General features: G+C 64.9%; 28 protein-coding genes. 18 read left to right on the top strand and 10 right to left on the bottom strand.

What is annotated here, in order from left to right; genetic code table 11:
• Window positions 1-6 precede the first annotated feature (6 nt).
• On the bottom strand, window positions 7-768 hold the full coding sequence (locus tag O9320_11730) for an SDR family NAD(P)-dependent oxidoreductase (GenBank protein MCZ8311520.1): 762 nt from the start codon (window positions 766-768) through the stop codon (window positions 7-9).
• 91 nt (window positions 769-859) lie between these two features.
• Between O9320_11730 and O9320_11735 the strand changes: the two genes are divergently transcribed.
• Entirely contained in the window at window positions 860-1,750 is an 891-nt protein-coding gene (locus tag O9320_11735; protein MCZ8311521.1) for a YicC family protein, read from the top strand.
• A 9-nt stretch (window positions 1,751-1,759) separates the two neighbouring features.
• Window positions 1,760-2,395: a guanylate kinase gene (gene gmk, locus O9320_11740; protein ID MCZ8311522.1), complete on the top strand. Its 636-nt coding sequence runs from the start codon at window positions 1,760-1,762 to the stop codon at window positions 2,393-2,395.
• Here gmk and rsmA read toward each other — a convergent pair.
• The 4 genes from rsmA to lptF form a co-directional block, all read right to left on the bottom strand.
• A complete protein-coding gene (gene rsmA / locus O9320_11745; protein ID MCZ8311523.1) occupies window positions 2,370-3,242 on the bottom strand; it encodes a 16S rRNA (adenine(1518)-N(6)/adenine(1519)-N(6))-dimethyltransferase RsmA in 873 nt (290 codons plus the stop codon). The two genes, gmk and rsmA, sit on opposite strands and share 26 nt — an antisense overlap.
• A 5-nt stretch (window positions 3,243-3,247) precedes the next feature.
• On the bottom strand, window positions 3,248-4,519 hold the full coding sequence (locus O9320_11750; protein MCZ8311524.1) for a peptidylprolyl isomerase: 1,272 nt from the start codon (window positions 4,517-4,519) through the stop codon (window positions 3,248-3,250).
• Window positions 4,520-4,595: 76 nt separating this feature from the next.
• Complete coding sequence (lptG, locus tag O9320_11755; protein MCZ8311525.1) at window positions 4,596-5,690, bottom strand: LPS export ABC transporter permease LptG; 1,095 nt, start codon at window positions 5,688-5,690, stop codon at window positions 4,596-4,598.
• A gap of 8 nt (window positions 5,691-5,698) precedes the next feature.
• Window positions 5,699-6,811, bottom strand: coding sequence for an LPS export ABC transporter permease LptF (gene lptF, locus O9320_11760; protein ID MCZ8311526.1), 1,113 nt, complete (start codon window positions 6,809-6,811; stop codon window positions 5,699-5,701).
• Window positions 6,812-6,983: 172 nt separating this feature from the next.
• Between lptF and O9320_11765 the strand changes: the two genes are divergently transcribed.
• From O9320_11765 to ndk, 3 genes are all read left to right on the top strand, one after another.
• Complete coding sequence (locus tag O9320_11765) at window positions 6,984-8,486, top strand: leucyl aminopeptidase (GenBank protein ID MCZ8311527.1); 1,503 nt, start codon at window positions 6,984-6,986, stop codon at window positions 8,484-8,486.
• Window positions 8,483-8,929 carry a DNA polymerase III subunit chi gene (locus O9320_11770; GenBank protein MCZ8311528.1) on the top strand — a complete coding sequence of 149 codons (447 nt, stop codon included), beginning with the start codon at window positions 8,483-8,485 and terminating at the stop codon, window positions 8,927-8,929. Before O9320_11765 ends, O9320_11770 begins: the two co-directional genes overlap by 4 nt.
• A gap of 75 nt (window positions 8,930-9,004) precedes the next feature.
• Window positions 9,005-9,427: a nucleoside-diphosphate kinase gene (gene ndk / locus O9320_11775; GenBank protein MCZ8311529.1), complete on the top strand. Its 423-nt coding sequence runs from the start codon at window positions 9,005-9,007 to the stop codon at window positions 9,425-9,427.
• 87 nt (window positions 9,428-9,514) lie between these two features.
• Here ndk and O9320_11780 read toward each other — a convergent pair whose 3' ends face one another.
• The 3 genes from O9320_11780 to purM are packed head-to-tail and all read right to left on the bottom strand — an operon-like array spanning window position 9,515 to window position 11,443.
• Window positions 9,515-9,673, bottom strand: coding sequence for an aa3-type cytochrome c oxidase subunit IV (locus O9320_11780; GenBank protein MCZ8311530.1), 159 nt, complete (start codon window positions 9,671-9,673; stop codon window positions 9,515-9,517).
• A 50-nt stretch (window positions 9,674-9,723) separates the two neighbouring features.
• Window positions 9,724-10,374, bottom strand: a complete 651-nt coding sequence (gene purN, locus O9320_11785; protein MCZ8311531.1) for a phosphoribosylglycinamide formyltransferase — start codon at window positions 10,372-10,374, stop codon at window positions 9,724-9,726.
• Window positions 10,375-10,378: 4 nt separating this feature from the next.
• Window positions 10,379-11,443: a phosphoribosylformylglycinamidine cyclo-ligase gene (gene purM / locus O9320_11790; GenBank protein MCZ8311532.1), complete on the bottom strand. Its 1,065-nt coding sequence runs from the start codon at window positions 11,441-11,443 to the stop codon at window positions 10,379-10,381.
• An 84-nt stretch (window positions 11,444-11,527) separates the two neighbouring features.
• Between purM and O9320_11795 the strand changes: the two genes are divergently transcribed.
• The 13 genes from O9320_11795 (at window position 11,528) to O9320_11855 (ending at window position 25,852) form a co-directional block, all read left to right on the top strand.
• A complete protein-coding gene (locus tag O9320_11795) occupies window positions 11,528-12,658 on the top strand; it encodes a DUF2066 domain-containing protein (GenBank protein MCZ8311533.1) in 1,131 nt (376 codons plus the stop codon).
• A complete protein-coding gene (locus O9320_11800) occupies window positions 12,655-13,206 on the top strand; it encodes a CDP-alcohol phosphatidyltransferase family protein (protein MCZ8311534.1) in 552 nt (183 codons plus the stop codon). Before O9320_11795 ends, O9320_11800 begins: the two co-directional genes overlap by 4 nt.
• Window positions 13,203-14,279 carry an AI-2E family transporter gene (locus tag O9320_11805; protein MCZ8311535.1) on the top strand — a complete coding sequence of 359 codons (1,077 nt, stop codon included), beginning with the start codon at window positions 13,203-13,205 and terminating at the stop codon, window positions 14,277-14,279. Before O9320_11800 ends, O9320_11805 begins: the two co-directional genes overlap by 4 nt.
• A gap of 2 nt (window positions 14,280-14,281) precedes the next feature.
• Entirely contained in the window at window positions 14,282-14,959 is a 678-nt protein-coding gene (locus O9320_11810; GenBank protein ID MCZ8311536.1) for a DnaA/Hda family protein, read from the top strand.
• Window positions 14,960-14,997: 38 nt separating this feature from the next.
• A complete protein-coding gene (locus tag O9320_11815; GenBank protein MCZ8311537.1) occupies window positions 14,998-15,777 on the top strand; it encodes an SDR family oxidoreductase in 780 nt (259 codons plus the stop codon).
• Window positions 15,778-15,972: 195 nt separating this feature from the next.
• On the top strand, window positions 15,973-17,550 hold the full coding sequence (locus O9320_11820) for a CHAD domain-containing protein (protein MCZ8311538.1): 1,578 nt from the start codon (window positions 15,973-15,975) through the stop codon (window positions 17,548-17,550).
• Between the two features lie 94 nt (window positions 17,551-17,644).
• Window positions 17,645-17,980, top strand: a complete 336-nt coding sequence (locus tag O9320_11825) for a plastocyanin/azurin family copper-binding protein (GenBank protein ID MCZ8311539.1) — start codon at window positions 17,645-17,647, stop codon at window positions 17,978-17,980.
• A 21-nt stretch (window positions 17,981-18,001) separates the two neighbouring features.
• A complete protein-coding gene (locus tag O9320_11830) occupies window positions 18,002-20,392 on the top strand; it encodes an ATP-binding protein (protein ID MCZ8311540.1) in 2,391 nt (796 codons plus the stop codon).
• Window positions 20,393-20,438: 46 nt separating this feature from the next.
• The gene (locus O9320_11835) at window positions 20,439-20,837 is read left to right on the top strand and encodes a response regulator (GenBank protein ID MCZ8311541.1); all 399 of its coding nucleotides are present in this window, start codon (window positions 20,439-20,441) and stop codon (window positions 20,835-20,837) included.
• Complete coding sequence (locus O9320_11840; GenBank protein MCZ8311542.1) at window positions 20,834-21,304, top strand: nucleoside deaminase; 471 nt, start codon at window positions 20,834-20,836, stop codon at window positions 21,302-21,304. The genes O9320_11835 and O9320_11840 overlap by 4 nt, the downstream gene beginning before the upstream one ends.
• Window positions 21,301-22,527 (top strand): MFS transporter, encoded by a 1,227-nt coding sequence (locus O9320_11845; protein ID MCZ8311543.1) that lies wholly within the window; start codon window positions 21,301-21,303, stop codon window positions 22,525-22,527. The genes O9320_11840 and O9320_11845 overlap by 4 nt, the downstream gene beginning before the upstream one ends.
• Before the next feature lie 78 nt (window positions 22,528-22,605).
• The gene (ilvD, locus tag O9320_11850) at window positions 22,606-24,333 is read left to right on the top strand and encodes a dihydroxy-acid dehydratase (GenBank protein MCZ8311544.1); all 1,728 of its coding nucleotides are present in this window, start codon (window positions 22,606-22,608) and stop codon (window positions 24,331-24,333) included.
• Between the two features lie 160 nt (window positions 24,334-24,493).
• Complete coding sequence (locus tag O9320_11855; protein ID MCZ8311545.1) at window positions 24,494-25,852, top strand: methyl-accepting chemotaxis protein; 1,359 nt, start codon at window positions 24,494-24,496, stop codon at window positions 25,850-25,852.
• Here O9320_11855 and O9320_11860 read toward each other — a convergent pair.
• Both O9320_11860 and O9320_11865 read right to left on the bottom strand, forming a co-directional pair.
• Window positions 25,849-26,268, bottom strand: coding sequence for a glutathione S-transferase C-terminal domain-containing protein (locus tag O9320_11860; protein MCZ8311546.1), 420 nt, complete (start codon window positions 26,266-26,268; stop codon window positions 25,849-25,851). The genes O9320_11855 and O9320_11860 overlap by 4 nt on opposite strands.
• A complete protein-coding gene (locus O9320_11865) occupies window positions 26,195-26,965 on the bottom strand; it encodes an exodeoxyribonuclease III (protein ID MCZ8311547.1) in 771 nt (256 codons plus the stop codon). Before O9320_11865 ends, O9320_11860 begins: the two co-directional genes overlap by 74 nt.
• Window positions 26,966-26,986: the final 21 nt, after the last annotated feature.

The following is a 26,986-nucleotide window of genomic DNA, read 5'->3' on the forward strand; positions in this document are numbered from 1 at the left end:
CGGCATTCAAGCTTTTCGCGGCAGGCGGCGCAACAGCGGATCGATGACAAAGCCGGGTAGGGCCGCCAGCAGCCACGAGGCGGCATACATGCGGCGCGGAAACGCGATGCGGCCGACATCGCGTGCAAGACTGTCGCAGACGATCGCTGCCGCGCGTTCCGCCGACATCAGCAGCGGCATGCGAAAATTGTTGCGCGCGGTCATACGCGTGGTCACGAAGCCGGGGCATACGACGTTGACGCGCACGCCGCGAGGGCCCCAGTCGGCGCGCAGCGCCTCGCCCCAGACGCGAACCGCGGCCTTGCTGGCGCAATAGGCAGGCGCACCGGGCAGGCCACGAAACCCGGCCAGCGACGAAACGATCGCGATCTGGCCACGGCCGCGCGCACCCATGGCATCCAGGATCGGAGCGACCGTATTCACCACGCCGTCGACATTGACCGCGAAAATGCGGCGGGCCTGCTCGGCACTCTCCGCGCCGTTGCCGGTTCCGGCCGAAATGCCCGCATTCGCGACGACCAGATCGAGCGGCGCGGCCGTATCCATGGCGGCAACGAAGTTCGCCATCGCGTGCTTGTCTGCAACATCGCGCACGGAAACTTCGACGGCGGCTCCCTTGGCCGTGCACAGCGCCGCCACTTCGGCGAGCCGCTCTTGGTTCTGGCCGGTCAAGGCGAGCCGCACGCCGGGCCCGGCCAATTCTTGCGCGAGGGCGGCTCCGAGACCCGAGGAGCCGCCAGTGATCAGAATGCTGCTCCAGCTTCGCATGACGTTGTGCCCTTTCCTGGGCACTGTATAACCGTTTATGCGCCGTTCGACGATTCGGACGCGCGACCGGACCACCCGAGGAGAAACGCCAGTGCCGCTTGCCAGCATGACCGGATTTGCCCGTGCCAGCGCCGAGGCTTTGGGGCGCGTGGCAACCTGGGAGGCACGGTCGGTCAACGGGCGCGGCCTCGAAGTGCGCCTGCGCCTGCCGCCGGGCTACGACCGTCTCGAAAGTGAAATCCGTACGCGCGCGGCCAAGCGCTTCGATCGCGGCAATGTGGCGCTCAATCTGACGATCGAAACGCCGACGCTGGGTCCGCGCCTCCAAATCAATCGGGCTGCCCTCGACCAAGCAATCGCCTTGATGGGCGAGTTGTCGGGCCGCATCGATGCGGCGGCCCCGCGCCTCGACGGCATTCTCGCCATTCGTGGCGTGCTCGAAACGGTCGGCGAAACGCCGCTCGACGAAGCCGAGCAGGCCAAGCTCGATGCGGCGATCCTGGCAGCGCTCGACCTCGTGCTTGCGGGCCTCGTCGAAGCGCGTGCCAAAGAGGGTGCGGCTCTTGCGCGCGTGCTCGACGCAGCCCTCGACGAAATCGAAAGTCTCACGCGCGAGGCGGCCGCCAGTGCCGCCGCCCAACCGGCCGCTCTCAAAGCCAAACTCGAAGCGCAGATGGCCGAACTGCTCGGGACCCAGACCGGCTTGTCGCCCGAGCGCTTGGCGCACGAGGCGGCCTTGATTGCGGTCAAAGCCGACGTGCGCGAAGAACTCGACCGGCTGCGCGCGCATATCGGCCAGGCGCGCGAGTTGTTTGCCGGCAAAGGGACGGTCGGGCGCAAGCTCGACTTCCTGAGCCAGGAGTTCAACCGGGAGGCCAACACGCTGTGCTCTAAAGCGTCGGACATCGCGCTGACCCGCATCGGGCTCGCCCTCAAGACCGCGATCGACCGCATGCGCGAGCAAGCCGCAAACGTGGAGTGACGAGAAGCGATGGACGATGCTATCTACCGCCGCGGCCTGATGCTGGTGCTGTCGTCGCCGTCGGGGGCGGGCAAGACGTCGATCAGCCGCGAATTGTTGCGCCGCGAACCTGGGCTTGCGATGTCGGTCTCGGCGACGACGCGGCAAAAGCGGCCCGGCGAAACCGACGGTCTCGACTATTTCTTCGTCGACCAGACCGAGTTCGGGTTGCGCATCAATCGCGGCGAATTTCTTGAACACGCCAAAGTCTTCGGCAACTACTACGGCACGCCGCGCGGGCCCGTCGAAGAGAGCCTGCGTGCGGGGCGCGACGTACTGTTCGACATCGACTGGCAGGGCACGCAGCAGATCCGCGAAAAGCTCGCGGCAGATCTTGTGACCGTGTTCATCCTGCCGCCCTCGACCGCCGAGCTCGAGCGGCGGCTCAATGCGCGGGCGCAGGATCCGGCACATGTGGTCGCCCAGCGCATGGCGCAGGCCTCCAACGAGATGAGCCATTGGCCCGAATACGACTACATCGTCGTCAATCGCGATCTCGACCGCTCGGTTGCCGAAGTGCAGTCGGTTCTGGCAGCCGAGCGAATCAAGCGCGAGCGTCAGATCGGGCTCGGCGACTTCGTCAAGCGTTTGCGCGACGGGCGCTGACGACGCGCGCGAGCGCGCAGAATTCCTCGACCGATAGGGTTTCCGCACGCCGTGTTGCGTCTATCCCGGCCACTTCGCACAGCGCGAGCGGATCGCCACCGAGCGCTTTGAGCGATTGGCGCAGCATCTTGCGCCGCTGGCCGAACGCGGCCGCCACGACACGTTCGAGCGTTTTTGCGTCGGCCTCGGCAAGCGGTTGGGCGCGCGGCCGCAATTCGGCGATGGCCGACACCACGGCAGGCGGGGGCGAAAAAGCGCTGGGGGCGACGTCGAACAGCCGGCGTACTTGCCAGCGCCATTGGGCGGCAACCGACAGCCGCCCATAGGCCGCACTGCCTGGCGCTGCTGCGAGGCGTTCGACGACTTCTTTCTGCAGCATCACAACCAGCGTTTCGAACGCGTCGGGCCGTGCCAGCCAAGCCAGCAGCATCGGCGTGCCGACATTGTAGGGCAGGTTCGCGACGATGCGCCGAGGCGCCGTTCCGATCGCGGCAAGGTCGAGTTCAAGCGCGTCGCCCTCGACGATCGTCAGGCGATCGCGTCCCCAGAACGCCGCGATTTCTTCGAGGGCCGGCAAGGCGCGCGCATCGCGCTCGACCACCACGAGATGGCCTGCCCCCTCGGCCAAGAGCCCACGCGTGAGGCCGCCGGGGCCGGGGCCGACCTCGATCGTGGTGCCGGTCCCAATATCGCCTGCCGCTCGCGCGATGCGGCGGGTGAGATTGAGATCGAACAGGAAATGCTGGCCCAGCGATTTTCGCGCCGCGAGGCCGTGCTTGCGCACGATCTCGGCAAGCGGCGGCAAGCCGTCGGCGGCGGGAGCGCGCGGCTGCGTCGGCCGGTCGATCGCCGTCAGGCCCGGATGTCGATCACGGCTACGCGCCGCAGATCGCGCAGATAGCGGCGGGCAGCATTGTCAATGCGCTGGCGGATCAGGTTCTCTTCGATGTCGCTGGCCGAGGGCAGGTTAGATTTCGGTTCCTGGCGCACGCACAGCATCGTCATGCCGACGCCGCCCGAGGCCGGCGTCGGGTCGGTCATCTCGCCGACTTTCAGCGCGCGGATGCGCGCACGCGCGTCCGCCGCAAGGTCGCCGATGCGCACCTCAGCGAGCCGCGTGGGGGCGGGCACACGCAGTTCCTGCGCCACGCGTTCGAGGTCGGCGCAGCCTTCGACTGTCTCGCGGACCGTTTCGGCCAGTGCGAGCGTCGCCTCGCGGTCGCTTTGACCGGCCCCCGACGGCAACGGGAACACCATCTGCGCGATTTCGACGAGCGCATCGTCGGGCGAAGCGGGTGCAAGCACGCGCTTTTCGCGCATGGCGTAGATGTAGATGCCGCTCGGGGTTTTGATCGGCATCGAAACGTCGTTTGTATCGAGCTTTGCTAGCTCCTGCTCGACCGCGTCGTCGAACTGGCCCTTTTGCACCCAGCCGATGTCGCCGCCTTCATTGGCCGAAGCAGCCTGGCTGAATTGCTGGGCCGCGACGGGGAAGGGCAGGCCGCCCTTCATGCGCTCGATCAGCTCGTCGGCATTGCGCTCGACTTCGCCTTCCTGGTCGGGATTGTCGATCGATAGGAAGATTTCGGCGAGCAGATATTCGGTGACCGGTTCGCCTTGGGAATAGCGCGCCAGCGTTTCGTCGATTTCTTCCGAACTGACTTCGATCTGCGGCCGCAGGCGGCCCGCAACGATGCGGCCCCATGCGATCGACGCTTCGATCTGGCGCTCGAGGGTCGAGCGCGAGGAGCCCGCGCGCCGCAGGATCTGGTCGACGGCACCGGCCGGCAGATTGTTGGCGCGCTCGAGGCGCGCGATCTGCGCGTCGATGTCGCGCTTGGGGACCGTCACGCCGAGCCGTTTTGCCTCTTGCACCTGGATGCGCTCGTCGATGAGCTGGCGCAGCACCTGCGGGCGCACGCGCTCGCGCGCTTCGGGCGAGGCGCCCCCTTGGATTGTCGCGAAATTGAGCCCGATCCGGGAGTCGACGTCGAAGTTGGACACGATGTCGGTATTGACGACCGCAATGATGCGCTGTTCTTGCGCGCCGAGCGGGGCGACAGGGACAGCCATCAGGGCAGCGGCAAGGGCAAAGCTGAGGACGGCGGGACTCTGGTTCTTCATGGCCGAAATCTATAGTTAAAAAGCGCTGCGCGCGCAATTCGCGTGTCGCTGGGTCGGGTGTCGTAAGGGCGATTGGTCAGCCGTCTTCGAGATGCAATAGCATGGCGATCCCAAGCATGCTCGACACGGCGGCAGGCGTCCAGGCGGCGAGGGCGACTGGGATCGTCGCACTCTGGCCGAGGGCGCCCACAAGGCTTGAGACGAAAAACAGCACAAAACCGGTGCCAATGCCGGTTGCGATCATGAGGCCGGTGCCGCCGCGCCGATGCGGACGCAGGGAAAAAGTCGCCGCAATCAGCACCATAGCGGCCAGCAGCAGCGGCAGGGCCGTCAACTGGTGCCAGTGCAGGCGATGGCGCGTGGCCGAAAAACCCGCCGTTTCGATCAGCCGGATGAAACCCGGCAGCTCCCAGAACGAGATCGTCAACGGCGAGGAAAAAGAATCCTGGATCTGCTCGGCCGTCATGTTGGTTGGCACGCGGCGGCGCTGCTCGAACACGGCGGGGCGCTCAGGCGCGGTGATCCAGGCGTCCTCAACTTCCCAATAGCCGGGATAGAGCTGGGCGCGGGCGGCGTCGATGCGGTTTTTGAAGCGATCCTGCCCCTCGAAATTGATAATGATCACATCGAAAAGGCGCATGTCGGCCGACGCCACGCGGCGCGCATGCACGACCGAATCGCCGGACGCATCGTTCTGCCGCAACCAGAAACCCGCATTAGAGAGCGCAAACAGATTGCCGCGGCCTTGCATGAACTCGACGTCCAGCCGCTCGAAGCGTCCGTAGAGGGCGGCTGCGATTGGATTGAGGATCGCGACCGAAACGATGCCGTAGGCGAGGGCCATGCCCACGACTGGGAACAGGAACTGCCACACCGACACACCCGCCGCGCGCGCCACCGTCAATTCGTGCGAGCGGGTCAGACGCCAGAACGTGATCATGGCCGCGAACAGGGCGATGAAGGGGCACAATTCTTCGGCCATCTGCGGCAATTTGTAGAACGCCATCTGAAGCACGAGCTGCGTCGTGACGCTGGGGCGGCTTGCCGAGCGACGCAGCAATTCGATGACCTCGAACATGTAGACAAGCGCCATCATCAGCAGAAAGAAACCCGCCAAAGCGGCCACGAACTGGCGCCCGATATACGTAAGTAGGGTCGTTGAGAGGCGCATCGAACGGTTCACGCCACCGAGGTTTGGACCGCGCGCATGCGCTTGGGTCCAAGCGACATCACGTAGGCTGCAACCGCTGCAATCGCGACAGGGGCGATATAGAGCAGCGCCAGCGTCGCCGGCATGCGCGATGCGAGGTTGGGCAGTGAGATCGCCAGCGCTTGCGTGGCAACGCCGCAGAAGGTCGCCATAAGCAGACGCTGGGCGAGGCCACGGCGGTTGAAGTTGCCGGGCAGCAGGCAGGCAAGGGCCACCATTACGAGCGCGAACGGATAGAGCGGCGTTGCCAGACGCGAATGGCCCTCGGCGATCAGGCGATTGTAGTACTGGCGGTCGTGCGCATCGTCGGTGTTCGGCCACAGCAATTCGTCGAGATAGCGCTCGCCCGCGTCGCGCCAGCGATATTCGCTGCCGCGCTCGGTGCTGATCTCGACCGAATAGCGCTCGAAATAGAGCAGCGACAATTTGCCGGCCGCTCGGTCGACCTGCTGGCGGTTGCCGTTGAGCAGGATCACGCGCGGCCCGTCTTCCGTGCTGGCGATGGTGCCGCGCTCGGCCAGCAGCGTGACGGGGTTGGAGGGATCGCGCGAATCCTGCACCAGAATCCCGCGCAAATCGCCGTTCGCCTCGCGCGCGCGCACATAGACGGTGAGTGAACCGCCGATCGTGGAGAATGCACCTTCCTGCAGCAGCAGGCTCGAATAGTCCGAGCGGATGTTCGAGTGAAGCTCCTTGAACTGGCTGAAGGTCATCGGCATCAGCCACAGCGACAGCACGTAGCAAAGGGCGGTTGCACCGCCCGCCAGGATCAGGGCCGGGCGCGCCAGTTGGTTCGGGCCGAAGCCGACCGCGCGCATCACGACCAGTTCGCTGTCGAGCGTGAGCCGGTTGTAAACGAAGAGGGTCGCAACAAAGAGGGCAATGGGAACCACGAGCGACAGGAAGTTCGGCAGCAGCAGCGACGTGAGATAGAAGAACGCGCCGACCCCCAGCCCGCGATTGACGATAAGCTCGATGAAGCGCAGCGACTGCGTGAGCCAAATCGCCATGGTCAGTGTGGCCACGACGAAAACCGTCGCGGTCAGGATTTGGCTCAGAATGTAGGCAGTGATTCGGCGCATGATCGTGCGCAGTATAGACCGGTCTTCGGTCGGGATTGTATGCGCTTGGCGGCGCAAATTATGCGAATGAAAACAGAACATTTGCGTGCGGGGCGCTTTTATTTGGCCCAAGAGCCGCTATGGTGTCGGTCGTTCGATTTACGTCGACTCTTGTTCGCGAGGAACGTCCCCAATGAAGATTGCATTCTCGAAGCCCGAAGCGCCAGCCAGCGGTGCCTATGTTGTCGGCATTCTGGAAGATCGCAAGCTGACGCCGGCCGCCGCTGCCCTCGACAAAAAGACCGGCGGGGTGGTTACGCGCGCGATGGCGACGACGCGCTTCAAGGGCAAGAAGGACGAGTTTCTCGACGTTGTAGCCCCCAAGGGCGTACCGTTCGGGCGCATCGTGCTCGCAGGGCTCGGCAAGATCGACAAACTCGATGCCAAGGGTGCTGAAGCGCTCGGCGGAAGTCTCGTGGCGCATCTCAACAAAACTGGCGAAACGCAAGCGACCGTCTCGGTCGAGCAGATTGCCGACGGCGCCATCGGCCCGTCGGTGATGGCCGCCCACATGGCGCTCGGCGCCAAGCTGCGCGCCTATCGCTTCGACAAATACAAGACACGCGAGAAGGACGACGCCAAGCCGAGCCTCAAATCGCTCAATCTTCTGGTCACCGACGTTGCGGCGGCACGCAAGATCCATGGTCCCCTCGACCGCGTTGCCGATGCTGTCTCCTTCGCGCGCGATCTCGTGTCCGAGCCGCCGAACGTGCTCTATCCCGAGAGCCTTGCCGAGCGCTGCAAGCGCCTCACGGCATTCGGCGTGAAGGTTGAGATTTTCGACGAAAAGCAGCTCGAGAAGATGGGCGCAGGCGCCTTGCTCGGCGTGGGCCAAGGTTCGGCCCGGCCGTCGCGCATGGTCATTCTGCAGTACCATGGCGCACCCAAGGCCAAGGACAAGCGCCCGGTCGCGTTTGTCGGCAAAGGTGTGACCTTCGACACGGGCGGCATTTCGATCAAACCGTCGGCCGGCATGGAAGATATGAAGTGGGACATGGCGGGCTCCGCAGCCGTGATCGGGGCGATCGAAGCGCTTGCCGCCCGCCACGCGAAGGTCAACGCGATCGGTGCGGTCGGCCTCGTCGAGAATATGCCCGGCCACAATGCGCAGCGCCCGTCGGACATCGTACGCTCGCTGTCGGGCAAGACGATCGAAGTTCTGAACACCGACGCCGAAGGCCGCCTCGTGCTGGCCGATGTGCTTTGGTATGTGCAGGACCGCTTCAAGCCCAAGGCGATGTTCGATCTCGCGACCTTGACCGGAGCCGTGATCGTGGCGCTGGGCCACGAATATGCCGGCATCATGGGCAACGATGCCGCACTGGCCGAAAAGCTCACGGCCGCAGGCGAAGCGACCGGCGAAAAGGTTTGGCGCTTGCCCTTGGGCGAAGCCTACGACCGCGACATCGACAGTCCGGCGGCCGACGTCAAGAACATCGCGGCCGGCCGCGGGGCGGGCTCGATCATCGGCGGCCAGTTCCTCGCACGCTTCGTCAACGACGTGCCGTGGGTGCATATCGACATCGCCGGCGTTGCCTGGAGCGGCAAAGACACGGCGACGTGCCCGAAGGGGGCAACGGCCTTCGGTGTGCGCCTGCTGGACCGGCTCGTCGCCGACAATTACGAGGAAGCTTGACGGATATCCGCTTCTACCAGCTCTTGGCAACGCCGCTCGAAGCGGCGTTGCCGAAGCTGCTCGAGAAGGCGACGTCCCAGGGCATGCGGGCCTGCATCGCCACCGGCACTGCCGAACGCGCGCAAGCGCTGGACGCGGCATTGTGGATCTACGCCGCCGACAGTTTTCTGCCGCACGGGCGCGCACCTGCATCGGGGGCGGACCAGCCGATCTGGCTTGCGCCCAACATCGAAAATCCGAACGGGGCAGCCCTGCTCGTGACGCTCGACGGGCAGCAGCCGGAGCGCTTCGAAGACTGGAAGCTGGTCTGCGACATGTTCGACGGCACCGACGAGGCGGCGCTTGAAGCCGCGCGCGCGCGCTGGAAAACGCTCAAAGCGGCGGGCCATGTGCTGTCCTATTGGCGCCAAACCCCGGCCGGCGCATGGGAAAAAGCGGCTTGAGTGCACGCTCTTGCCCGCATCGCGGCCACTCGCTATAAGCGCGCTTCCCGATCCTTTATCCGAAGAGCGAATTTCATGGCTATCGAACGCACATTTTCCATCCTAAAGCCCGATGCGACGCGCCGCAATCTCACGGGCGCCATCAATGCGCTGATCGAAAAGGCGGGTCTGCGCATCGTCGCGCAAAAGCGCATCCACATGACGCAAACCCAGGCCGAAAGCTTCTACGGCGTGCACAAGGCGCGGCCGTTCTTCGGCTCGCTCGTGGCGTTCATGACCTCGGGCCCGGTCGTCGTACAGGTGCTGGAAGGCGAAAACGCGGTCGCCAAGTATCGGGACGTGATGGGTGCGACCAACCCCGCGAACGCTGCTCCCGGCACGATCCGCAAGGAATTCGCCGAATCGATCGAAGCCAACTCGGCGCACGGCTCGGACAGTGCCGAAAACGCCGCGATCGAAATCGCGTATTTCTTCGCCGGGGCCGAAATCGTCGGCTAAGCACGAACCTCACGCCAAAAGAGAAGGGCCGCCTCCCGGAAACGGGGAGCGGCCCTTTTTGTTGCCGTATGTGCTTGGACTTAAGGCTTAGCCGTGCGGCACCAGGAATACGTACATGGCGATCAGGATCAGCACCGTCGCGCCGCCGATCCATTTGATCAGACCGTTGAAAACATCCCAGGTCTGCAAATGCGGCGTCATGTCGTGCGTGAAATTGGGGTCGTTCTGCTGCGGGGCGTTGGCCATCGATATTCTCCGGAAATTGAGCGCCGAGATTAGCGCAAACTGCGTTTTCGTCAAAGCGGCGGGTTGAACAGAATGGCGGGTGCAGCAAAGGAGCGTGCAAATCGAACCTGCTCGCCCTCGACCGTCGCCGCCCCGTTTGCCACCAAGCGCAGAACATGCGGATAGAGCGCATGTTCGGCCTTCAGCACGCGCGCGGCGAGGGCGTCTTCGTCGTCGCCCTGCAGAACGGGTACGGCCGCCTGGGCCACGATCGGGCCCACATCCATTTTGGCGCGCACGAAATGCACGGTGCAGCCCGCCACGCGCACCCCATCGGCCAACGCGCGTTTGTGCGTGTCGAGGCCCGGATAGGCCGGCAGCAGGGAGGGATGGATGTTGAGCATGCGGTTGCGCCATTTGTCGACGAAACCGGCCGTCAGCAATCGCATGAAACCGGCAAGACACACGAACTCGATTTCGTGATGGCGCAAGCGCGCATCGAGGGCTGCATCGAAGGCAGTACGGTCGGCAAAGCCGCGATGGTCGAGCGTTTCGTTGGCAATGCCATGTTCGGCCGCGACGGCCAAACCGCCGGCACCCGGCACATTGGCAAGCACCAGGGCGATTTCGGCCGGATAGTCGGGGGCGGAGGCGGCGGCAACCAGGGCTGCCATGTTGCTGCCGCGACCCGAGATCAGCGATGCGACGCGCAAACGCGCCATGACGTTAGATTTGCCAATTGTCGAGATGGTCGACGACGCAGCCTGGCGCTTCGCCATCGGGCTTTGGCACCACGCGGCCGATCTCGATCGGCGTTTCGCCCGCAGCTTCAAGTGTCGCCTTGGCCGCCGCCAGTTTGGCGGCCGGCACCACGACGACCATGCCGATGCCGCAATTGAACACGCGCGTGAGTTCTTCGCGCGCGATCTGGCCGCTGCGCGCCAGCCATTTGAAGACCGGCGGCAAGGCCCAGCTGCGCGCATCGAGCCGCACCTGGAGATTTTCCGGGATCACGCGCGGCACGTTCTCGACGAGCCCGCCGCCGGTGATATGCGCCATTGCGGCAACCTCGCCCGCTTTGGCAAGTGCGAGGCAGCTTTTGACGTAGATGCGCGTCGGCGTGAGCAACGCATTGGCGACGGATCGGTCTTGCGCAAATGGGGCGGGGGCATCCCACGCAAGTTCGGCTGCGTGCACCACGCGGCGCACGAGCGAGAAGCCGTTCGAGTGCACGCCCGACGAGGGCAGCCCCAGCACCACGTCGCCCGCGGCGACATGACTGCCGTCGATCGACGTGCCGCGCTCGAGGGCGCCGACCGCAAACCCCGCCAGATCGTAGTCGCCGCGCGAATACATCCCCGGCATCTCGGCCGTTTCGCCGCCCACGAGTGCGCAGCCGGCAATCCGGCAGCCTTCGGCGATGCTGGCCATGATCGTTTTGGCGGCCGCCACGTCGAGCTTGCCGGTCGCAAAATAGTCGAGGAAGAACAGCGGCTCGGCCCCCTGCACGACGAGGTCGTTCACGCACATGGCCACGAGATCGATGCCGACCGTATCGTGTCGGTTGGCTTCGATCGCGATTTTGAGCTTGGTGCCGACGCCGTCGGTCGTGGCGACCAGGATCGGGTCTTTAAAGCCGGCAGCTTTGATGTCGAAAAGGGCGCCGAACCCGCCGAGGCCTGCGTCCGAACCGGGCCGGCGCGTCGATTTGGCCATCGGCTTGATGGCTTCGACCAAAGCTTCGCCGGCATCGATATCGACCCCGGCTTCGGCGTAACGGTTCGTGCTCATTGGCGCCCCTTTGCCGGATTGGCTATAACAACAGTCCCGTCGTCCGGCGACGGGCGGAAATTAAAGGATTCGGAACGGTTTGCAATGGCGCTGCGCGGATTTTATCTGGCTCTTTGGATGCTCGCTTTTGCGGCGCTGTTTCCCGCAGGCCCGGCCTTTGCGCAGAGCGCGGCGGCCAGTGTGGCCGAGGTCTATTGGCTGCGCGGCGTGGAAGTCGACCGCTCGGCCGCCACTGCGAGCCTCGCGCGCGAGCAGGCGATCCTCGACGGGCAGCGCCTAGCGTGGCGTCGGTTGTTGGCGCGGATCGCACCTGCCGACGGGCGCATGGCCCTCGGCAACCTTCCAGCCGCCGAGCTTGCGGGGCTGATCGACAGCTTCGAGGTCGAAAACGAGCGTGGCTCGGGCACACGCTGGATCGGCGCGTTCGGCTTCCGCTTCCGCCCGGCGTCCGTGCGCGATCTTCTGCGTGCGCGCAGCATCGCCTACGCCGAAACGCCGGGCAGGCGCGTACTCGTGGTTCCCGTGCTCGTCCAGGACGGCCAAGCGCTGCTGTGGGAAGAAGACAATCTGTGGCGCACCGGCTGGGCCAGCGTGCCGCCGTCCGACGGTTTGCAGCCTTGGTCGGTGCCGGCGGGCGATCTCGACGATGTGGCGCTTATCGCTGCCGACCAAGCAGCCGCCATCGACCGGCCGCGCTTGCGCGCCCTTGCCGAGCGCAGCCGCGCGCAAGGCGCCATCGTGGTGGCAGCCGAACTCGATCCCAACGCGCCGGGCGGGCCTGCCGTGAACATGCAGTTTGTGCGCACGGGTGCAGCCGCCCCGAACACGGATTGGAGTGCCACGTTCCGCTTGGGCCCGCGTGAAACGCCGGAGGCGGCGTGGCCGCGTCTGGCGGCGGCGGCGGCGTCGCTGATCGAGGAGCGCTGGAAGGCTGAAGTTTCGACGCAAGGCGGGGAAACGGCGCTGTTGCGCGCGGCAATTCCGGTCGCCAATCTCGACGAATGGGTGCTGGTGCGCCGCCGCTTGGCCGAAATCGCCGCCGTGCGCCAAGTCGATTTGCTCGTACTCGGGCGCGGTGGGGCCATCGTCGATATCCGGCACGAAGGGGCGATCGAAACGCTGCGCACGGCGCTTGCGTTGCGCGACATGAGCCTGGGCGAACAGGACGGCGCCTGGACCTTGTCGTTGGCTGGGACTGGCACGCGCGCGCCGTGAGAAACCTGCCAAATATTCTGTCGTTTGCACGGCTTGTCGCGGTCCCGGTCGCAGTTTGGCTCATGCTGTCAGGCGAGTTCGATTGGGCCTTCTGGCTGTTCGTGACCGCAGGTGCAACTGACGCGCTCGACGGGTTCCTTGCCAAACGATTCGGCTGGGAATCCGAGCTGGGCTCCTATCTCGATCCGTTGGCCGACAAGGCATTGCTCGTGTCGGTATTTCTCGTATTGGGGCTCACGGGCCATCTGCCGCTGTGGCTAACCATCATGGTCATTTTTCGCGATCTTGTGATCGTCGCAGGCGCCATTGTCGTGATCGCGATGACGGGCGAGTTCAAGGCCGATCCGATGTGGATCAGCAAACTCAACACCACACTGCAGATCCTGCTTGCGGCCGGCGTGCTCGCCGAATTGGGCGTCGGTCTCGTCTGGGATATGCTGCGGCCGTATGCGATCGCGGCGACGGCAGCCACGACCTGCGGCTCTGGGCTCGCCTATACGGTGCGGTGGACGCGGCGTTTGGCGCATAGGGAAGAAAACGCGCGATGAACGAGCCAAAGCAGACGCCGGGCTGGGGCCGGGCTTTGATCTGGACGGGACTGGGTTTAAGCCTTTTCTTGATCCTCTACACGCTAAGCGGCGTGCTGTTGCCGTTCGTGGTCGCGTTCATCGTGGCTTATCTGATCGATCCGGTCGTCGACCGGCTCGAGCGCTGGCGCATTCCGCGCGCGGGCGGTGCGGCGATCGTCACGATCTCGTTCTTCGCACTGCTCACGCTTGCGGTCGTACTGCTCGCACCTGTGCTTAACGCGCAGCTCGCAGGGCTTGCCGAGCGGCTCGCGGTCATTGCGCGCCAGGGCTTCGAGCTCGCCAAACCCTATCTCGAGGATTTTTTCGACAAGGCGAGTGCGGTCGAAATGCAGCAATTGAGCGGGGCGGGCGACGCGGTGCGCACCGCGACTGCCTGGCTGCTGCGCGCGGCAGGCAGCGTTATCAGCGGCGGGCTTGCCGTCGTCAACGTGCTGTCGCTTGTGTTCATCACGCCGGTCGTTGTGTTCTATCTCGTGCGCGACTGGCGCAAAGTGCAGGAAAAGATCGACAGCTGGCTGCCTCGTCAATACGCGCAGACGATCCGCGGACTTCTGCAGGAGATCGATGCGCGGATGGCGGGTTTCCTGCGCGGCCAGGCGCTGGTCTGCCTTTTTCTGGCGGTGTTTTACGCGGTCGGCCTCACGCTGACGGGTCTTAACTACGGCCTGCTCGTCGGGCTCATGACCGGCATGCTGAGTTTCATTCCCTATGTCGGCATGTTCGTCGGCATGGCGACTGGGCTTGCGATCGCGTTTTTCCAGTTTCCGTCCTGGATCGATTTCGGCCTCGTCGTCGCGGTGTTTCTGCTCGGCCAGTTCCTCGAGGGCAATTTTGTGTCGCCTAAACTCGTCGGCGACCGCGTGGGCTTGCATCCGTTGTGGATGCTGTTCGCGATCTTCGCGGGCGGCGGCCTGTTCGGCTTCACGGGTGTGCTGTTGGCGATCCCGATCGCCGCCGCCGTCGGCGTTCTGGCGCGCTTTGCGCTGCAGCGCTATCTGGCAAGTTCGCTCTATCGCGGTCCCGGCGCGTGAACATGCCCGCCCAACTGCCGTTGGTGCTGCCGCATCGCCCGGCTTTGGGCGGCAGCGATTTTCTCGTAGCGGACGCCAACCGTGCGGCCGTCGCGTGGCTCGATGCGTGGCCGGACTGGCCGTCGCCGGGCCTCGTCGTGTGGGGCGAAACGGGTTGCGGCAAAACCCATCTGGCGGCGACGTGGCAGCTGCGCGCGTCGGCCGTGCAGATCGCAGCGCGCGACCTTGCCGTCGCATCCGTGCCCACATTGCTGGGGAATGCCAAGGCGATCGTGCTCGAAGACGTCGACCGCATCCCGCCCGAGCCCGTCGCGTGGCTGCATCTTTACAATTCGCTCGCCGAACGCGGCGGCCACATGCTGCTGACCGCGCGTGCGGCACCTGCGCGCTGGCAGATCACGTTGCCCGATTTGGCCTCGCGCCTTCGCGCCCTTGCGGCGGTCGAAATCGCAGCGCCCGACGAAAGCCTCGTGGAGGCGGTGCTCGTCAAACAATTCGCCGACCGCCAAATGCGCGTACCGGCCGAAACTGTGCGCTACATCGTAACGCGGCTCGACCGCTCGCTTGGCGCTGTCGCGCGCATCGCGGCAGACCTCGATGCCGCGAGCCTTGCGGGCAAGCGGCCCGCCAGCATTCCGCTCGCGCGCGAAGTTTTGCGCGACGCGGGCTTCGCGGCATAGACTGACGACCAACACAGCAAAGACGAAGGAGACGGAAGATGGATCTGGGCATCAAAGGGCGCAAGGCGATCGTGTGTGCGGCATCGAAGGGCCTCGGCAAGGGTTGTGCACGTGCGCTTGCGGCCGAAGGCGTGTCGCTGGTCGTCAATGCGCGCGGTGCCGAAGCGCTCGAGGCGACGGCTGCCGAGATCCGCGCCGATTTCGGCGTCCACGTAGTCGCCGTTGCGGCCGACGTGACCACGCACGAGGGCCGCGCCGCCTTGTTGGCGGCCTGCCCGGATCCGGACATTCTCGTGAACAATGCCGGCGGCCCGCCGCCCGGCGACTTTCGTGCCTGGGACGAAAAGGCGTGGCATGCGGCCGTCGAGGCCAACATGGTGACGCCGATCATGCTGATCCGTGCGACGATCGACAGCATGATCGCGCGAAAATTCGGGCGCATCGTCAACATCACATCGGCGGCCGTCAAAAATCCGATCGCCAATCTGGGCCTGTCGAACGGTGCACGCGCTGGCCTCACCGGCTTCGTTGCCGGCCTGTCGCGCCAAGTCGCCAAGCACAACGTGACGATAAACGGCCTCTTGCCGGGCCCGTTTGAAACCGACCGTCTGCGCTCGGTCTTCGCGGCCGGCTCCAAGACGAGCGGTCGGCCGGTCGATGCGCTGCGTGAAGAGCGACGCCTTGCAAATCCGGCCGAGCGCTTCGGCACGATCGAAGAGTTCGGGGCGGCTTGTGCGTTTTTGTGCAGTGCGCATGCAGGCTTTGTCGTCGGCCAAAACATCGTGCTCGACGGCGGTGCCTTTCCGGGCACGCTTTAGGCATTTGTCTGGGGCCTTTGTGCCATTTTTCTGTAATCAGATAATTGGCAGTAATGCGCTGTGATCAATGAGGATTCCGACGCGAAGGGGTGGCGCGTCATAAAACCGTAATGGTTTGCGGCTTGCAGCATTGGGAGGCTGCTGCGTAACGTTTGCGCCTTCGGCAAACCTCTTCTGCAAGCGGGCGTTTCGGCAATGGCGACGGCGGCAAAAACGGCGGAGATCGAGCTCAAGCTCGCTGTTCCCGCCGCATCCTTCGCGCGGTTGCTCAAAGCACCCGAGATGCAGGCGATTGCTGCTGGACCTGTGCGGCGCAAGCGCTTCTCGACGACCTATTTCGACACGCCCGATTTGCGCCTGCTCGAGGCCGGGATAGCGCTGCGCGTGCGCCGCGACGGCAAACGGCGCATTCAGACGCTGAAGACTGCGCACCACCCAACACTGGGCGCGCTCGCGCGCGGCGAGTGGGAGCGCATGATCGTCGGCGAAACGCCGGTCATCGACGATGCGTGGCTCGCCGAGATCGACGACAAAGACGCACGCAAGCTGCTTTCCAAGGAAAAGCTGCGCCGCCAACTTGCAGCGCTTTTCACGACCGTGTTCTCGCGCCGTCTTGTGCATGTGCGCCAGGGTGCAAGCCTCATCGAACTCGCCCTCGACAGCGGCACCATCGAAGCACCGCAGGGCACACATGCGATTGCGGAGATCGAGCTCGAACTGGTCTCGGGCACGGCGCTCGATCTCTATGCGCTCGCACGCACGATCATGACGCTCGTCCCGGCCCAGTTCGAAGCGCGAAGCAAGGCCGAGCGCGGCTACAAACTTGCGCGCACGTTGCCGGGCGCGACGCCGACGTTGGAGGCTGCGCGCGCCGAGAGCCTGGAACTCGACGCGCAAGCAAGCGTGGGCGAAGCGTTCCGTGCGATCGGTCGCCAGTGTTTCCGCCATGTGCGCGCCAACGAAAGCCTCGTGCGGGCTGCCCCGGTAGCGGCCGGCGTGCATCAGCTGCGTGTGGCCTTGCGCCGCCTGCGTTCGGCGCTGTCGTCGTTCGCCGACGTTCTGCCCGAAGAGGAGCGGCGTGCTGCTTCCGACAATCTGCGCTGGATTGCCGCTGCCTGCGGGGCAGCGCGCGATTGGGATGTGTTCGGCGGCGATTTGCTGCGACCGCTCGCAAACCACCTCGCCGACGAGCCCGGCCTCACGCGCGTGACGCAAGCGGCCGAAACGGCGCGCGGGCGCGCCTATGATGCGATGGCGCAGACTCTGACCTCCGAAAAGTTGGCGGTCGCGCTTGTCGATGTCGAGGCGTGGTGGGAGGGCGGCAGTTGGGAAGCGAGCATGGGGGCGTGGCGCAATCTGCCAGCCCGCGATTTTGCCGCCGCGACCTTGAAAAAACTGCATCGCAAGGCGGTGCGCATCGGCGAGGCGATCGGCGATCTTGAAGAAGTCGAGCTGCACGAGCTGCGCATCCGGTGCAAGAAGCTGCGCTACACGGCCGAGTTTTTCCGCACGCTGTTCCCGCGCAAGCTCACCAAGCCTTATCTTTCGGCCCTCGCCGAGGTGCAGGCGCATCTGGGCTCGCTGAACGATGCGGCCGTCGCCAAAGCGCTGCTGGCGGAACTCGCGCGTACCGAGGGCAATCTGCCGCCCGCTTTGCTGGCGCGCGCCGACGGCATCGTCACAGGCTGGATCGCCGCCCGCGTACGCGGCGATCTCGAACACTTGCCTGAGATTTGGCAATCTTTTGCAGACGCCCGCCCTTTCTGGAAGTAGCGTAACCTTCGCAAGCCCCGCGCGAATCGTAGATTGCCGATTTGTTCGGCGTGCGGTTTTGCTATACTCGACCGTCTAGAAGGGGAGCAAAACGATGCGTGGATTCCTGGTCGTTGCGACAGGTGCTTTTGCGAGCTTTGCGCTCGCGCAAACGCTTCTTGCGCAGAGCCCCGCCAACGAAGCAACGGTGGTGCAACGCGAGATCGATTTCGACGCCAAAGAAGTCCGCATCCGCGCCGGCGGACAGGTCGTGTTCGTCAACGGCGATCCGTTCGGCCACAATGTCTATTCGGAGACCTCGGGCGGCGAGTTCGACGTCGGCCGCCAGGGTCCCAACACACGAATTTCGGTTCCGTTTCGGCGCGCCGGTACGTTTGCCGTCAAATGCCGGATTCATCCACGCATGGCGATGCAGATCGTCGTCGAATAGCGGCAGAAACGGCGAACGCCCTTGTCGATCCGCTTCAAGCTCGTCGCTGCCCTGCTGATCGCACTGCTGGCAGCGGCAGTTGCAGGCACGGTTGCGACATGGGCGACCGACACGCTCGGCCGACTCACCGTCCAGATGTACGACGGCCCGCTGCAGACCATCAATTTCGCGCGTTTGGCGCAGACCCAATTCGCGATCATCGAGCGTCGTAAATACGAAATTGGGACCAACGCGCAGACCGCAACTGACGATACGGCGGCCGCGCGCGAAGAGCTCGAGAGGGATTTGCAGGGCGTGCTCGAGCGCACGACGAAGGCCGAGATCGAGGATATGGTGGGGCGCGTCCGGCACGATATGGCGCTGCTGGAGGATCTCGACAAGAATCTGCAGGTGGTTCTCGAGCGCGCCACGGCCGCGGAAATCGAGGAGATGGTGGCCCGCGTCCGGCGCGACATCGAGGCTTGGCTTGCCGGCGGCGGCATGGCCTCGACGCAAGTGGAACTCGGCGACCGCGTGCGCCAGGATCTCGAGATCCTGACGCAGATCGCAGCCGATGCGGGCTACGTGTTCCGCGAAGATGCGGCCGACACGATTGACGCGACGCGCAAACGCGTGCTGATCGCCTTGGCGGCGGCAGCCTTGGCGCTCGCTGGCGTGGGCGTGCTGCTGGTGCGCAATATCGTGCTGCCGCTCGACGTGCTGAACCGCAAGATGCGCAAGATCGCGCGCGGCGACGCGGACGTGAACATCCTCTACGCCGAGCGGCGCGACGAACTCGGCGACACGGCCCGCGCCATGGCGGTGTTCAAACAGGCCATGCTCGACATCCGCGACGCGCGCGACCGTGCGGAACTCGCGACGAAGGTGAAGTCGGAGTTTCTGGCAATGATGAGCCACGAGATACGCACGCCGATGAACGGCATCATCGGCTTGAGCCGTTTGATGCTCGGAACCGACCTCTCGCACGAGCAACGCGACAATGCGCGCCTCATCCTCGACAGCGGCCTGTCGCTGCTGCAGATCCTCAACGACATTCTCGACTATTCGAAGCTCGAAGCCGGGCGGCTCGAGGTCGAGAGCATCGATTTCGACATGCGCCAAGCGGTCGCCGACGCGGTCGCATTGATGAAGGCCAAAAGCGACGAGAAGGGCATTGCGCTGACGGGCGATGTCGATGCCGACGTGCCGCAGTATTTGCGCGGCGATCCGGGTCGCGTGCGCCAGGTGCTGCTCAATCTGATCGGCAATGCCGTCAAATTCACCGAACGCGGCGGCGTGCGCGTCGAGGTGCAGCGGCTTGAGCTCGACAATCCCGACGAGCCTTATGCGCGCGTACGCGTCGGCGTACGCGATACAGGCATCGGCATTTCCGCAGCGGCCAAGGCCAAATTGTTCGGCAGTTTCGTGCAGGCGGACTCGTCGATATCGCGGCGCTTCGGCGGCACCGGTCTGGGCCTCGCGATCAGCCGTCGGCTCGTCGAGGCCATGGGCGGCGACATCGGCGTCGACAGCGAACCGGGCAAGGGTTCGGAGTTCCATTTCGAACTGACGCTGCCGATCGGCATCGAGCCGCGCGCGGCCGCACACGCACCCGCCGCCACGGCGCGGCCGCTGCGCATTCTTGTGGCCGAAGACAATCTCGTGAACCAGAAGGTCGCGCTGGGCCTGCTCAAACAGGGCGGGCACGTCGTCGAGATCGTCGACAACGGCGCCGAAGCCGTGGAGGCGTTGCGCGCCGGCACGTTCGATCTCGTGCTGATGGACATGAACATGCCGGTCATGGACGGCATCGAGGCGACGCGTGCGATCCGCGCGCTCGAACCGCCGCAAAATGCCGTGTGGATCGTCGCCGCGACGGCGGGTGCCATGCAGTCCGACATCGACAACTGCCTTGCCGCAGGCATGAACGACTATATCGCCAAACCCATATCGCCCGACGCGCTGTCGGCCGCTTTGTTGCGCGCGACGGGCGTGCTGGAAGCCCAGGCGCAGGCGGCCGAAAGCGGCGGCGCACCCGCGGGTCCCAGCGTGCAGGAGCGGCTCGACACGAGCCGAGCGGTGCTCGACGAAAGTGTGATCGGCGATCTCGAAACGCAGATGGGCGCTGAAATCGTCGCTTCGCTGGTCGTCGACTACGCGCTCAATGCCCGCGAACTGCTTGCACAGCTTCTGGCGGCACGCGCCGCTGGCGCGGATCAGGACTGGATCCGCGCCGCGCACTCGCTCAAAAGTGCGGCCGCGAGCATGGGGTTGGCGCAGACCTTCCGTGCGGCACGCGATCTTGAATTCGCGGGCGAGTTCGGCGACTTTGTGACGGCGGGCCACATCTGCGATAGACTTGGCGCACATATCGAAGTCGGCATTTCGGCACTCGAGCAGCGCTACGCAAACCATCTCGCTGCCGCATCGTGATCGGCCGACGAACGGATAGGACGAAAACATGCAGCCCGGCGCTTCCATGGACCAACTCTTTTCGAACCTCTCGGTGCTTCTGGTCGAGGACGACGCCTTTGCCGTGAAGATCGCGCAGACCGTGCTGCGCCAGCTCAAGATTCCGTACGTGTCGACCGCGCGCGACGGGGCCGAAGCACTCGACATTCTGAACGCCGGCATGCAGAAATTCGAACTCGTGATTTCGGATTGGAACATGCCGGAAATGACAGGGCTGCAGCTCCTCAAAGCCGTGCGCCACAAATGGCCGACCATGCCGTTCATCATGCTGACCGGCAAAGCGAGCCCCGAATTCGTGGTGCAGGCGCGCGAGAACGGCGTGGACGCCTACGTGGTGAAGCCGTTTTCGCCGGCCCAGCTCGGCCAGAAGATCCTCGCCGTCTTGCAGCACAAGCAGGCAAAATGACCGACATTCTTTTTATGCGCCGCGCGATACAGCTCGCCGACGAACGCATGCGTGCGGGCGAGGGCGGACCGTTCGGGGCCGTCGTCGTCAAGGACGGTGCCATCGTCGGCGAGGGCTGGAACCGCGTCGTCGCCACGAAAGACCCGACCGCGCATGCCGAGATCGTCGCGATACGCGACGCGTGCGCGCGGCTCGGCACATTCGATCTCGAAGGGGCAACGATTTTCACGAGCTGCGAGCCGTGCCCGATGTGCATGGGGGCGATCCTGTGGTCGCGCGCGAGCCGCATGTGCTACGCCGCGAACCGCCAGGATGCCGCCGCGATCGGTTTCGACGACGAAGCGTTCTATCGCGAAGTCGCCTTGCCCATCGACGGGCGAGGCCTGCCGACCAACCGGCTGCTGGCCGACGAGGCGCAGGCCGTGTTCGCCGCATGGTTCGCCAAGCCCGATCGCGTCGAGTATTGAGCGCACCGAGCCTCTTGCGCGGCTACGCCGCCTTTGCGTTGGCGAGTGCCTATTTCTGCCATGAGTTCGTGCAGCGTGTGGCGACCTCGGTCGTCGTCGGAGATCTGATGGCGGCGTTCGCGTTGGGCGGCACGGTGCTCGGCACTTTGTCGTCGATCTATTTCTACGCCTACGCCGGCATGCAGATACCGGTCGGCGTGCTGATCGACCGCTACGGGCCGCGCCGATTGATGAGCGGGGCGGCGGCCTTGTCGGCCCTCGGCGCGCTCGTCTTTGCGACCGCCCCGATGGTCGAGTTCGCCTATGTCGGGCGCGCGATGATCGGGCTCGGTGCGTCGTTTGCGTGGATCGGCATCCTTACGGTCGCGACATTGTGGCTGCCCGCGTCGCGTTTTTCGGTGCTGACGGGCATTGCCCAGGCCGGCGGCATGGCAGGGGCCATGCTGGGCCAAGCCCCCTTGGCCGTGATAGTCGGCGAATGGGGCTGGCGCGGCGCTTTGGGCGGTTTGGCGGTCGTGGGGGCTGCAATCGCGGTTGGGCTCTACGCAACGATCCCGGAGCGGCCGCCGCAAACGGCCGAAAGTACGCGCCCGCGCTTGGCGGCAGGCTTGCGGGTGGCGGCGGCGAACGGCCAGACTTGGCTGCATGCGATCTACGGCATGGCCATGACGGGTACGATGCTGGCCTTTGCGGGGCTGTGGGCGGTCCCGTGGTTCGAAACCGTGCACGGCTATTCGCGCACGGCCGCAGCCGGGCTTGCGAGCACAATGTTTCTCGGCTGGGCCGTTGGCGCCCCCTTGATCGGCCTGCTCGCCGACCGCATTCGGCAGCGCAAGCCGATCATGGTCGCGGGCGGTGCCGCAATGACCGCAAGCCTGCTGCTGTTGCTCTATTTGCCTGCCTTGCCGTGGGCGCTCGCCGCGATTCTGCTGTTTTTGAACGGCGTGGGTGCATCGAGCATGATCTTGAGCTACGGGGCTGCGCGGGAAAGCAATCCGCCGGAAACGAGCGGGGCCGTCTACGGCATCGTAAATACCGGCGTCGTGGGGTCGGGCGCGCTGTTCCAGCCACTGATCGGCGCCTTGCTCGACGCCAATTGGTATGGCGCGCTCGTGGAAGGTGCCCGCGTCTACGATGCGCAAGCCTATGCGATCGCCTTCGGCGTGCTGCCAACCATCGCCTTCGTCGGCACGCTCGCCGCGTGGCGCGCGCGGCCCGCGTAGGCGTTTAAAAAACTACACAAAATGCACCGGCTCGGGCTAGATTCGCCGCCATAATCGTCAAGGGGAGCCGGACGCGCCATGACCAACAACACGCCCATCGACAAGTCGAAACTGCCGAGTCGCCATACCACCGTCGGCCCCACGAGTGCGGCCCACCGGGCAATGCTCTATGCGATGGGCTTGTCCAAAGAACAGATTGCGCAGCCCCTGGTCGGCGTCGTGACGACGTGGAACGAGGCTGCGCCTTGCAACATCACGCTTTCGCGCCAGGCGCAGGCCGCCAAGAAGGGCGTTGCCGCCGCCGGCGGCACGCCGCGCGAATTCACGACCATCACCGTCACCGACGGCATCGCGATGGGCCATGCCGGCATGCACAGCTCGCTAGCCAGTCGCGAAGTGATCGCAGATTCGGTCGAGCTTTCGGTGCGCGCCCATTGCTACGACGCGCTCGTCGGGCTCGCGGGCTGCGACAAGACGCTGCCGGGCCTTATGATGGCGATGCTGCGCCTCAACGTGCCGTCAGTCTTCGTCTATGGCGGTACGATTTTGCCGGGCCGCTTCAAGGGTCGCGACGTGACGATCGTCGACGTGTTCGAGGGTGTCGGCGCCAATGCGGCCGGCAAAATGTCGGACGCCGATCTCGAACATCTCGAGCAGGTCGCTTTGCCGACCGGCGGGTCGTGCGGCGGCCAGTTCACGGCCAATACTATGGCGTGCGTGTCTGAGGCGATCGGCTTGGCACTGCCGGGTTCGGCCGGCACACCGGCGCCCTACGAGAGCCGCGACCGCTGGTGCGTGGCCTCGGGCGAGCAGGTCGTCGAACTCATTCGCCGCAACATCCGTCCGCGCGACATCGTCACCCGCAAGGCGCTCGAAAACGCTGCACGCGTGGTGGCGGCGACCGGCGGGTCCACCAACGCCGCTTTGCATCTGCCCGCGATGGCACACGAATGCGGCATCAAGTTCGATCTCACCGACGTCGCCGAGATCTTCCGCTCCACGCCCTACATTGCCGATCTGATGCCGGGCGGCAAATACACGGCAGTCGATCTCTATTCGGTCGGCGGCATTCCGGTTGTTATGAAGGAACTGCTCGATGCGGGCTTCCTGCACGGCGACTGCATGACCGTGACCGGCAAGACGATCGCCGAAAATCTGAAAGACGTCGTGTTCCCGGAAAACCAAAAGGTCGTCTATCGCGTGAAGAACCCGCTGACGGCGACCGGCGGCGTGGTGGGCTTGAAGGGTAATCTTGCGCCCGAGGGTGCGATCGTGAAGGTGGCGGGCCTCAAGAAGCAGCAATTCCGCGGGCCTGCGCGCGTGTTCGAGCGCGAGGAAGAGGCACTCGCCGCCGTGCTGAAGCGCGACATCAAGGATGGCCAAGTCATGGTCATTCGCAACGAAGGGCCCAAGGGCGGGCCGGGCATGCGCGAAATGCTGTCGACGACGGCTGCCCTCTACGGTTGGGGCAAGGGCGAGGAGATCGCGCTCATCACCGACGGGCGCTTTTCGGGCGGCACACGCGGCTTCTGCGTCGGGCATGTGTGCCCCGAGGCCGCGGCGGGCGGCCCCATCGGGCTCGTCAAAGACGGCGACATCATCACGATCGACGCCGAAACCGGGCGCCTCACGCTCGAAGTGTCGGATACCGAGCTTGCCGCCCGCAAGGCCGATTGGAAGCCGCGCCCGCACGACTATCAGAGCGGGTCGCTTTGGAAATACTGCCAGACCGTAGGGAGTGCAGCATTTGGGGCGGTCACGCATCCGGGTGCTTCCAAAGAAACGCACAGCTATGCCGACATCTGACGGCGGCGGCAAAAGTTGGCGTCGTATCTAAACGTTAAACCTTCTTTAACTTGGCGTATGCGACCGGTAGGAAAATAGTAGATTGTTCTAAAAACGAGCCAAAAAACCAGGAGAGGCGCAAATGCCCTTGTCGTCCGCGAGCGATCAAGCGAAAGAGCTGATGCAGACCGTTGCGACCGAGGCAGGTACGCTTGGCGTCGAAATTGCCGATGTCGCAGGGTTCGTGGGCGAACTCACCGCCAACCTGAAAGTACAGATCGAACGTTTCGATTCGGTGCGCGTGGCAACGGCCGAACTCAGTGCGGCCAACCATCAGGTCGCAACGGCGGCCGGCGAAGCGGGGACATTGGCCCAGCGCGTCTCCGGCGAAATGACGGCGTCGAAGACGCAGGTCGACGGCGCCATTCGCGAAATCGCGGCCCTGGTCGAGATCACACGCGGCATTGCGAGCGACCTCACCGGTCTGCGCGCCGCTCTCGACGGGATCGGGCGCGTGGCCAAAGGCATTGACGCGATCGCGCGACAGACGAATCTCTTGGCGCTCAACGCAACGATCGAGGCGGCGCGTGCAGGCGATGCGGGCAAGGGCTTTGCGGTCGTCGCAAGCGAAGTGAAGGCGCTCGCGCGGCAGACGGCCGAGGCGACCGGCGAAATCGACGCGACGCTCAAAACGCTGGGCCAGCAGGCTTCGCGCTTGATCGGCCAATCGGAAAATTCGCTGCAGCGCGCGAAATCGGCCGAACAAGGCGGGGCCGCGATCGCCGAGGTGATGGGCGGGATCAGCGTGCATGTGCGCGACGTGTCCGAACGCCTGGGCCAGATCACCGATGCCGTCGGCAACATCGACACGCGCTCGCAAAGCGTGAGCGAGGCGATGGGCGATCTGACCGCCACCAACGACGCGTCGCGCAAAGCGCTCGACAATACGCAAGCGCGGGTCGACCGCTTGGTCGGCATGGGCGAGCGGCTGATCGCAGCCACTGCGTCGTCGGGCATCGAAACGGTGGATAGCCCCTTCATCAATGCGGCCAAAGAAGCAGCTGCCAAGATCGAAGCGGCTCTCGAGGCCGAATTGGAAAGCGGGCGCCTGTCGACCGCCGACCTGTTCGACGAGCAGTACGCGCCCATCGCAGGCACCAATCCGCAGCAAGTGCGCACGCGCTTCCTCGACGCGACCGACCGGCTGTTTCCGGCGATCCAGGAGCCGATGCTGAGTGTCGATCCGCGAATCGTTTTCTGTGCGGCTGTCGATCGCAACGGCTATCTGCCGACGCACAACCGCAAATTCTCGCAGCCGCAAGGCAACGACGTCGCCTGGAATACCGCCAATTCGCGCAATCGCCGTATCTTCAACGACCGCGTGGGCTTGGCGGCCGGACGAAGCACGCAGCCCTTCCTCGTGCAGACCTATCGGCGCGACATGGGTAACGGCCAGTTCGCGCTGATGAAAGACGTATCGGCGCCGATCTCGATCCGCGGCCGCCATTGGGGCGGCGTGCGAGTCGCCTATAAGATCTAGGCCGCGCGCGCCAGCAGTACGGCTTCATGGCGCAGCAGGCAGTCACTTAGCAAATCGGGATAGGCGGGCGATACGGCGTCGCGCACGCTCGGGCGTGCGGCGAGCGCTTTGCGCCATACGGCGGTTTTCGGCAGGTCGACGAACGAGACGGTCGGCCCGATAGCGTCGAACACGTCGAAATAGCGAAAAGCGGGTGCAAACGCCGCATCGACGAGGCCGAAATTGGTACCCGCGAAATACGGCCCGTCGCCCAGTGCTTCTTCGAGACGGGCTAGTTTTTGCGCAATGCTGGCGCACGCGGCCGCAAACAGACCTGCGGCGCACAAAGCCGCGTTCGAAGCGTCAGCCGCGTAGTTCGATCCAGGCCGGCGTGTGGTCCGACGGTTTTTCGAGGCCGCGCGGGCTGCGGTCGACATTGGCGTCCATGAGCCGGTCGGCCGCTTGCGGCGACAGCAGCAGATGGTCGATGCGCAAGCCGTGATCGTGCGTGAAACGGTCGCGGAAATAGTCCCAGTAGCTGTAGAGCCGCAGTTGCGGATGGATCTGGCGCAACGCATCCGTCCAACCTTGGTTGACGATGCGCCGCCACGCGGCACGCGACAAAGGATCGACGAGCGCGTCACCCGCCATCGCCTTTTCGTCCCACACGTCGGTCGCGGTCGGGCAGATATTGTAGTCGCCGCCGAGCACCACGGGCCGCTCGAGCGCGAGCAGGCCGCGCGCATGTGCCTCGAGCCGGGCGAGAAAGCCGAGTTTGTAGTCGAATTTGGGACCGGGGTTCGGATTGCCGTTGGGCAAATAAATGGATGCGACGCGCACGCCCGAAACGGTCGCCTCGATATAGCGCGCTTGCGCGTCTTCCAGATCGCCGGGCAGGCCCATCACGACGTCTTCGATCGCTTCGCGCGCGAGGATGGCGACCCCGTTGTAGCTCTTCTGGCCTTGGAACGCGGCCCGGTAGCCGGTCGCTTCGATCTCCAGGATCGGGAAATCGGCGTCCATGCATTTGAGTTCCTGCAGCAGCACCACGTCGGGCGCGAAACGCCCGAGCCATGCCACGAGATGCGGCACGCGCGCGCGCACCGAGTTCACGTTCCAAGTGGCGATTTTCAAGGGCGGAAGCCCCGGCCCGCT

The organism is Magnetospirillum sp., from assembly GCA_027532905.1.
Taxonomy (GTDB): Bacteria; Pseudomonadota; Alphaproteobacteria; order CACIAM-22H2; family CACIAM-22H2; genus Tagaea.

Coding starts and splice junctions, on each gene's coding strand:
- purN (MCZ8311531.1), bottom strand. CDS start 10,374: ATGGCGCGTTTGCGCGTCGCATCGCTGATCTCGGGTCGCGGCAGCAAC.
- O9320_11860 (MCZ8311546.1), bottom strand. CDS start 26,268: ATGTCGACCGCAGCCCGCGCGGCCTCGAAAAACCGTCGGACCACACGC.
- O9320_11805 (MCZ8311535.1), top strand. CDS start 13,203: ATGAACGAGCCAAAGCAGACGCCGGGCTGGGGCCGGGCTTTGATCTGG.
- O9320_11780 (MCZ8311530.1), bottom strand. CDS start 9,673: ATGGCCAACGCCCCGCAGCAGAACGACCCCAATTTCACGCACGACATG.
- ilvD (MCZ8311544.1), top strand. CDS start 22,606: ATGACCAACAACACGCCCATCGACAAGTCGAAACTGCCGAGTCGCCAT.
- gmk (MCZ8311522.1), top strand. CDS start 1,760: ATGGACGATGCTATCTACCGCCGCGGCCTGATGCTGGTGCTGTCGTCG.
- O9320_11835 (MCZ8311541.1), top strand. CDS start 20,439: ATGGACCAACTCTTTTCGAACCTCTCGGTGCTTCTGGTCGAGGACGAC.
- O9320_11840 (MCZ8311542.1), top strand. CDS start 20,834: ATGACCGACATTCTTTTTATGCGCCGCGCGATACAGCTCGCCGACGAA.
- O9320_11855 (MCZ8311545.1), top strand. CDS start 24,494: ATGCAGACCGTTGCGACCGAGGCAGGTACGCTTGGCGTCGAAATTGCC.
- O9320_11795 (MCZ8311533.1), top strand. CDS start 11,528: ATGGCGCTGCGCGGATTTTATCTGGCTCTTTGGATGCTCGCTTTTGCG.
- O9320_11750 (MCZ8311524.1), bottom strand. CDS start 4,519: ATGAAGAACCAGAGTCCCGCCGTCCTCAGCTTTGCCCTTGCCGCTGCC.
- O9320_11815 (MCZ8311537.1), top strand. CDS start 14,998: ATGGATCTGGGCATCAAAGGGCGCAAGGCGATCGTGTGTGCGGCATCG.
- lptG (MCZ8311525.1), bottom strand. CDS start 5,690: ATGCGCCTCTCAACGACCCTACTTACGTATATCGGGCGCCAGTTCGTG.
- O9320_11765 (MCZ8311527.1), top strand. CDS start 6,984: ATGAAGATTGCATTCTCGAAGCCCGAAGCGCCAGCCAGCGGTGCCTAT.
- lptF (MCZ8311526.1), bottom strand. CDS start 6,811: ATGCGCCGAATCACTGCCTACATTCTGAGCCAAATCCTGACCGCGACG.
- O9320_11825 (MCZ8311539.1), top strand. CDS start 17,645: ATGCGTGGATTCCTGGTCGTTGCGACAGGTGCTTTTGCGAGCTTTGCG.
- O9320_11820 (MCZ8311538.1), top strand. CDS start 15,973: ATGGCGACGGCGGCAAAAACGGCGGAGATCGAGCTCAAGCTCGCTGTT.
- O9320_11810 (MCZ8311536.1), top strand. CDS start 14,282: ATGCCCGCCCAACTGCCGTTGGTGCTGCCGCATCGCCCGGCTTTGGGC.
- O9320_11730 (MCZ8311520.1), bottom strand. CDS start 768: ATGCGAAGCTGGAGCAGCATTCTGATCACTGGCGGCTCCTCGGGTCTC.
- ndk (MCZ8311529.1), top strand. CDS start 9,005: ATGGCTATCGAACGCACATTTTCCATCCTAAAGCCCGATGCGACGCGC.
- purM (MCZ8311532.1), bottom strand. CDS start 11,443: ATGAGCACGAACCGTTACGCCGAAGCCGGGGTCGATATCGATGCCGGC.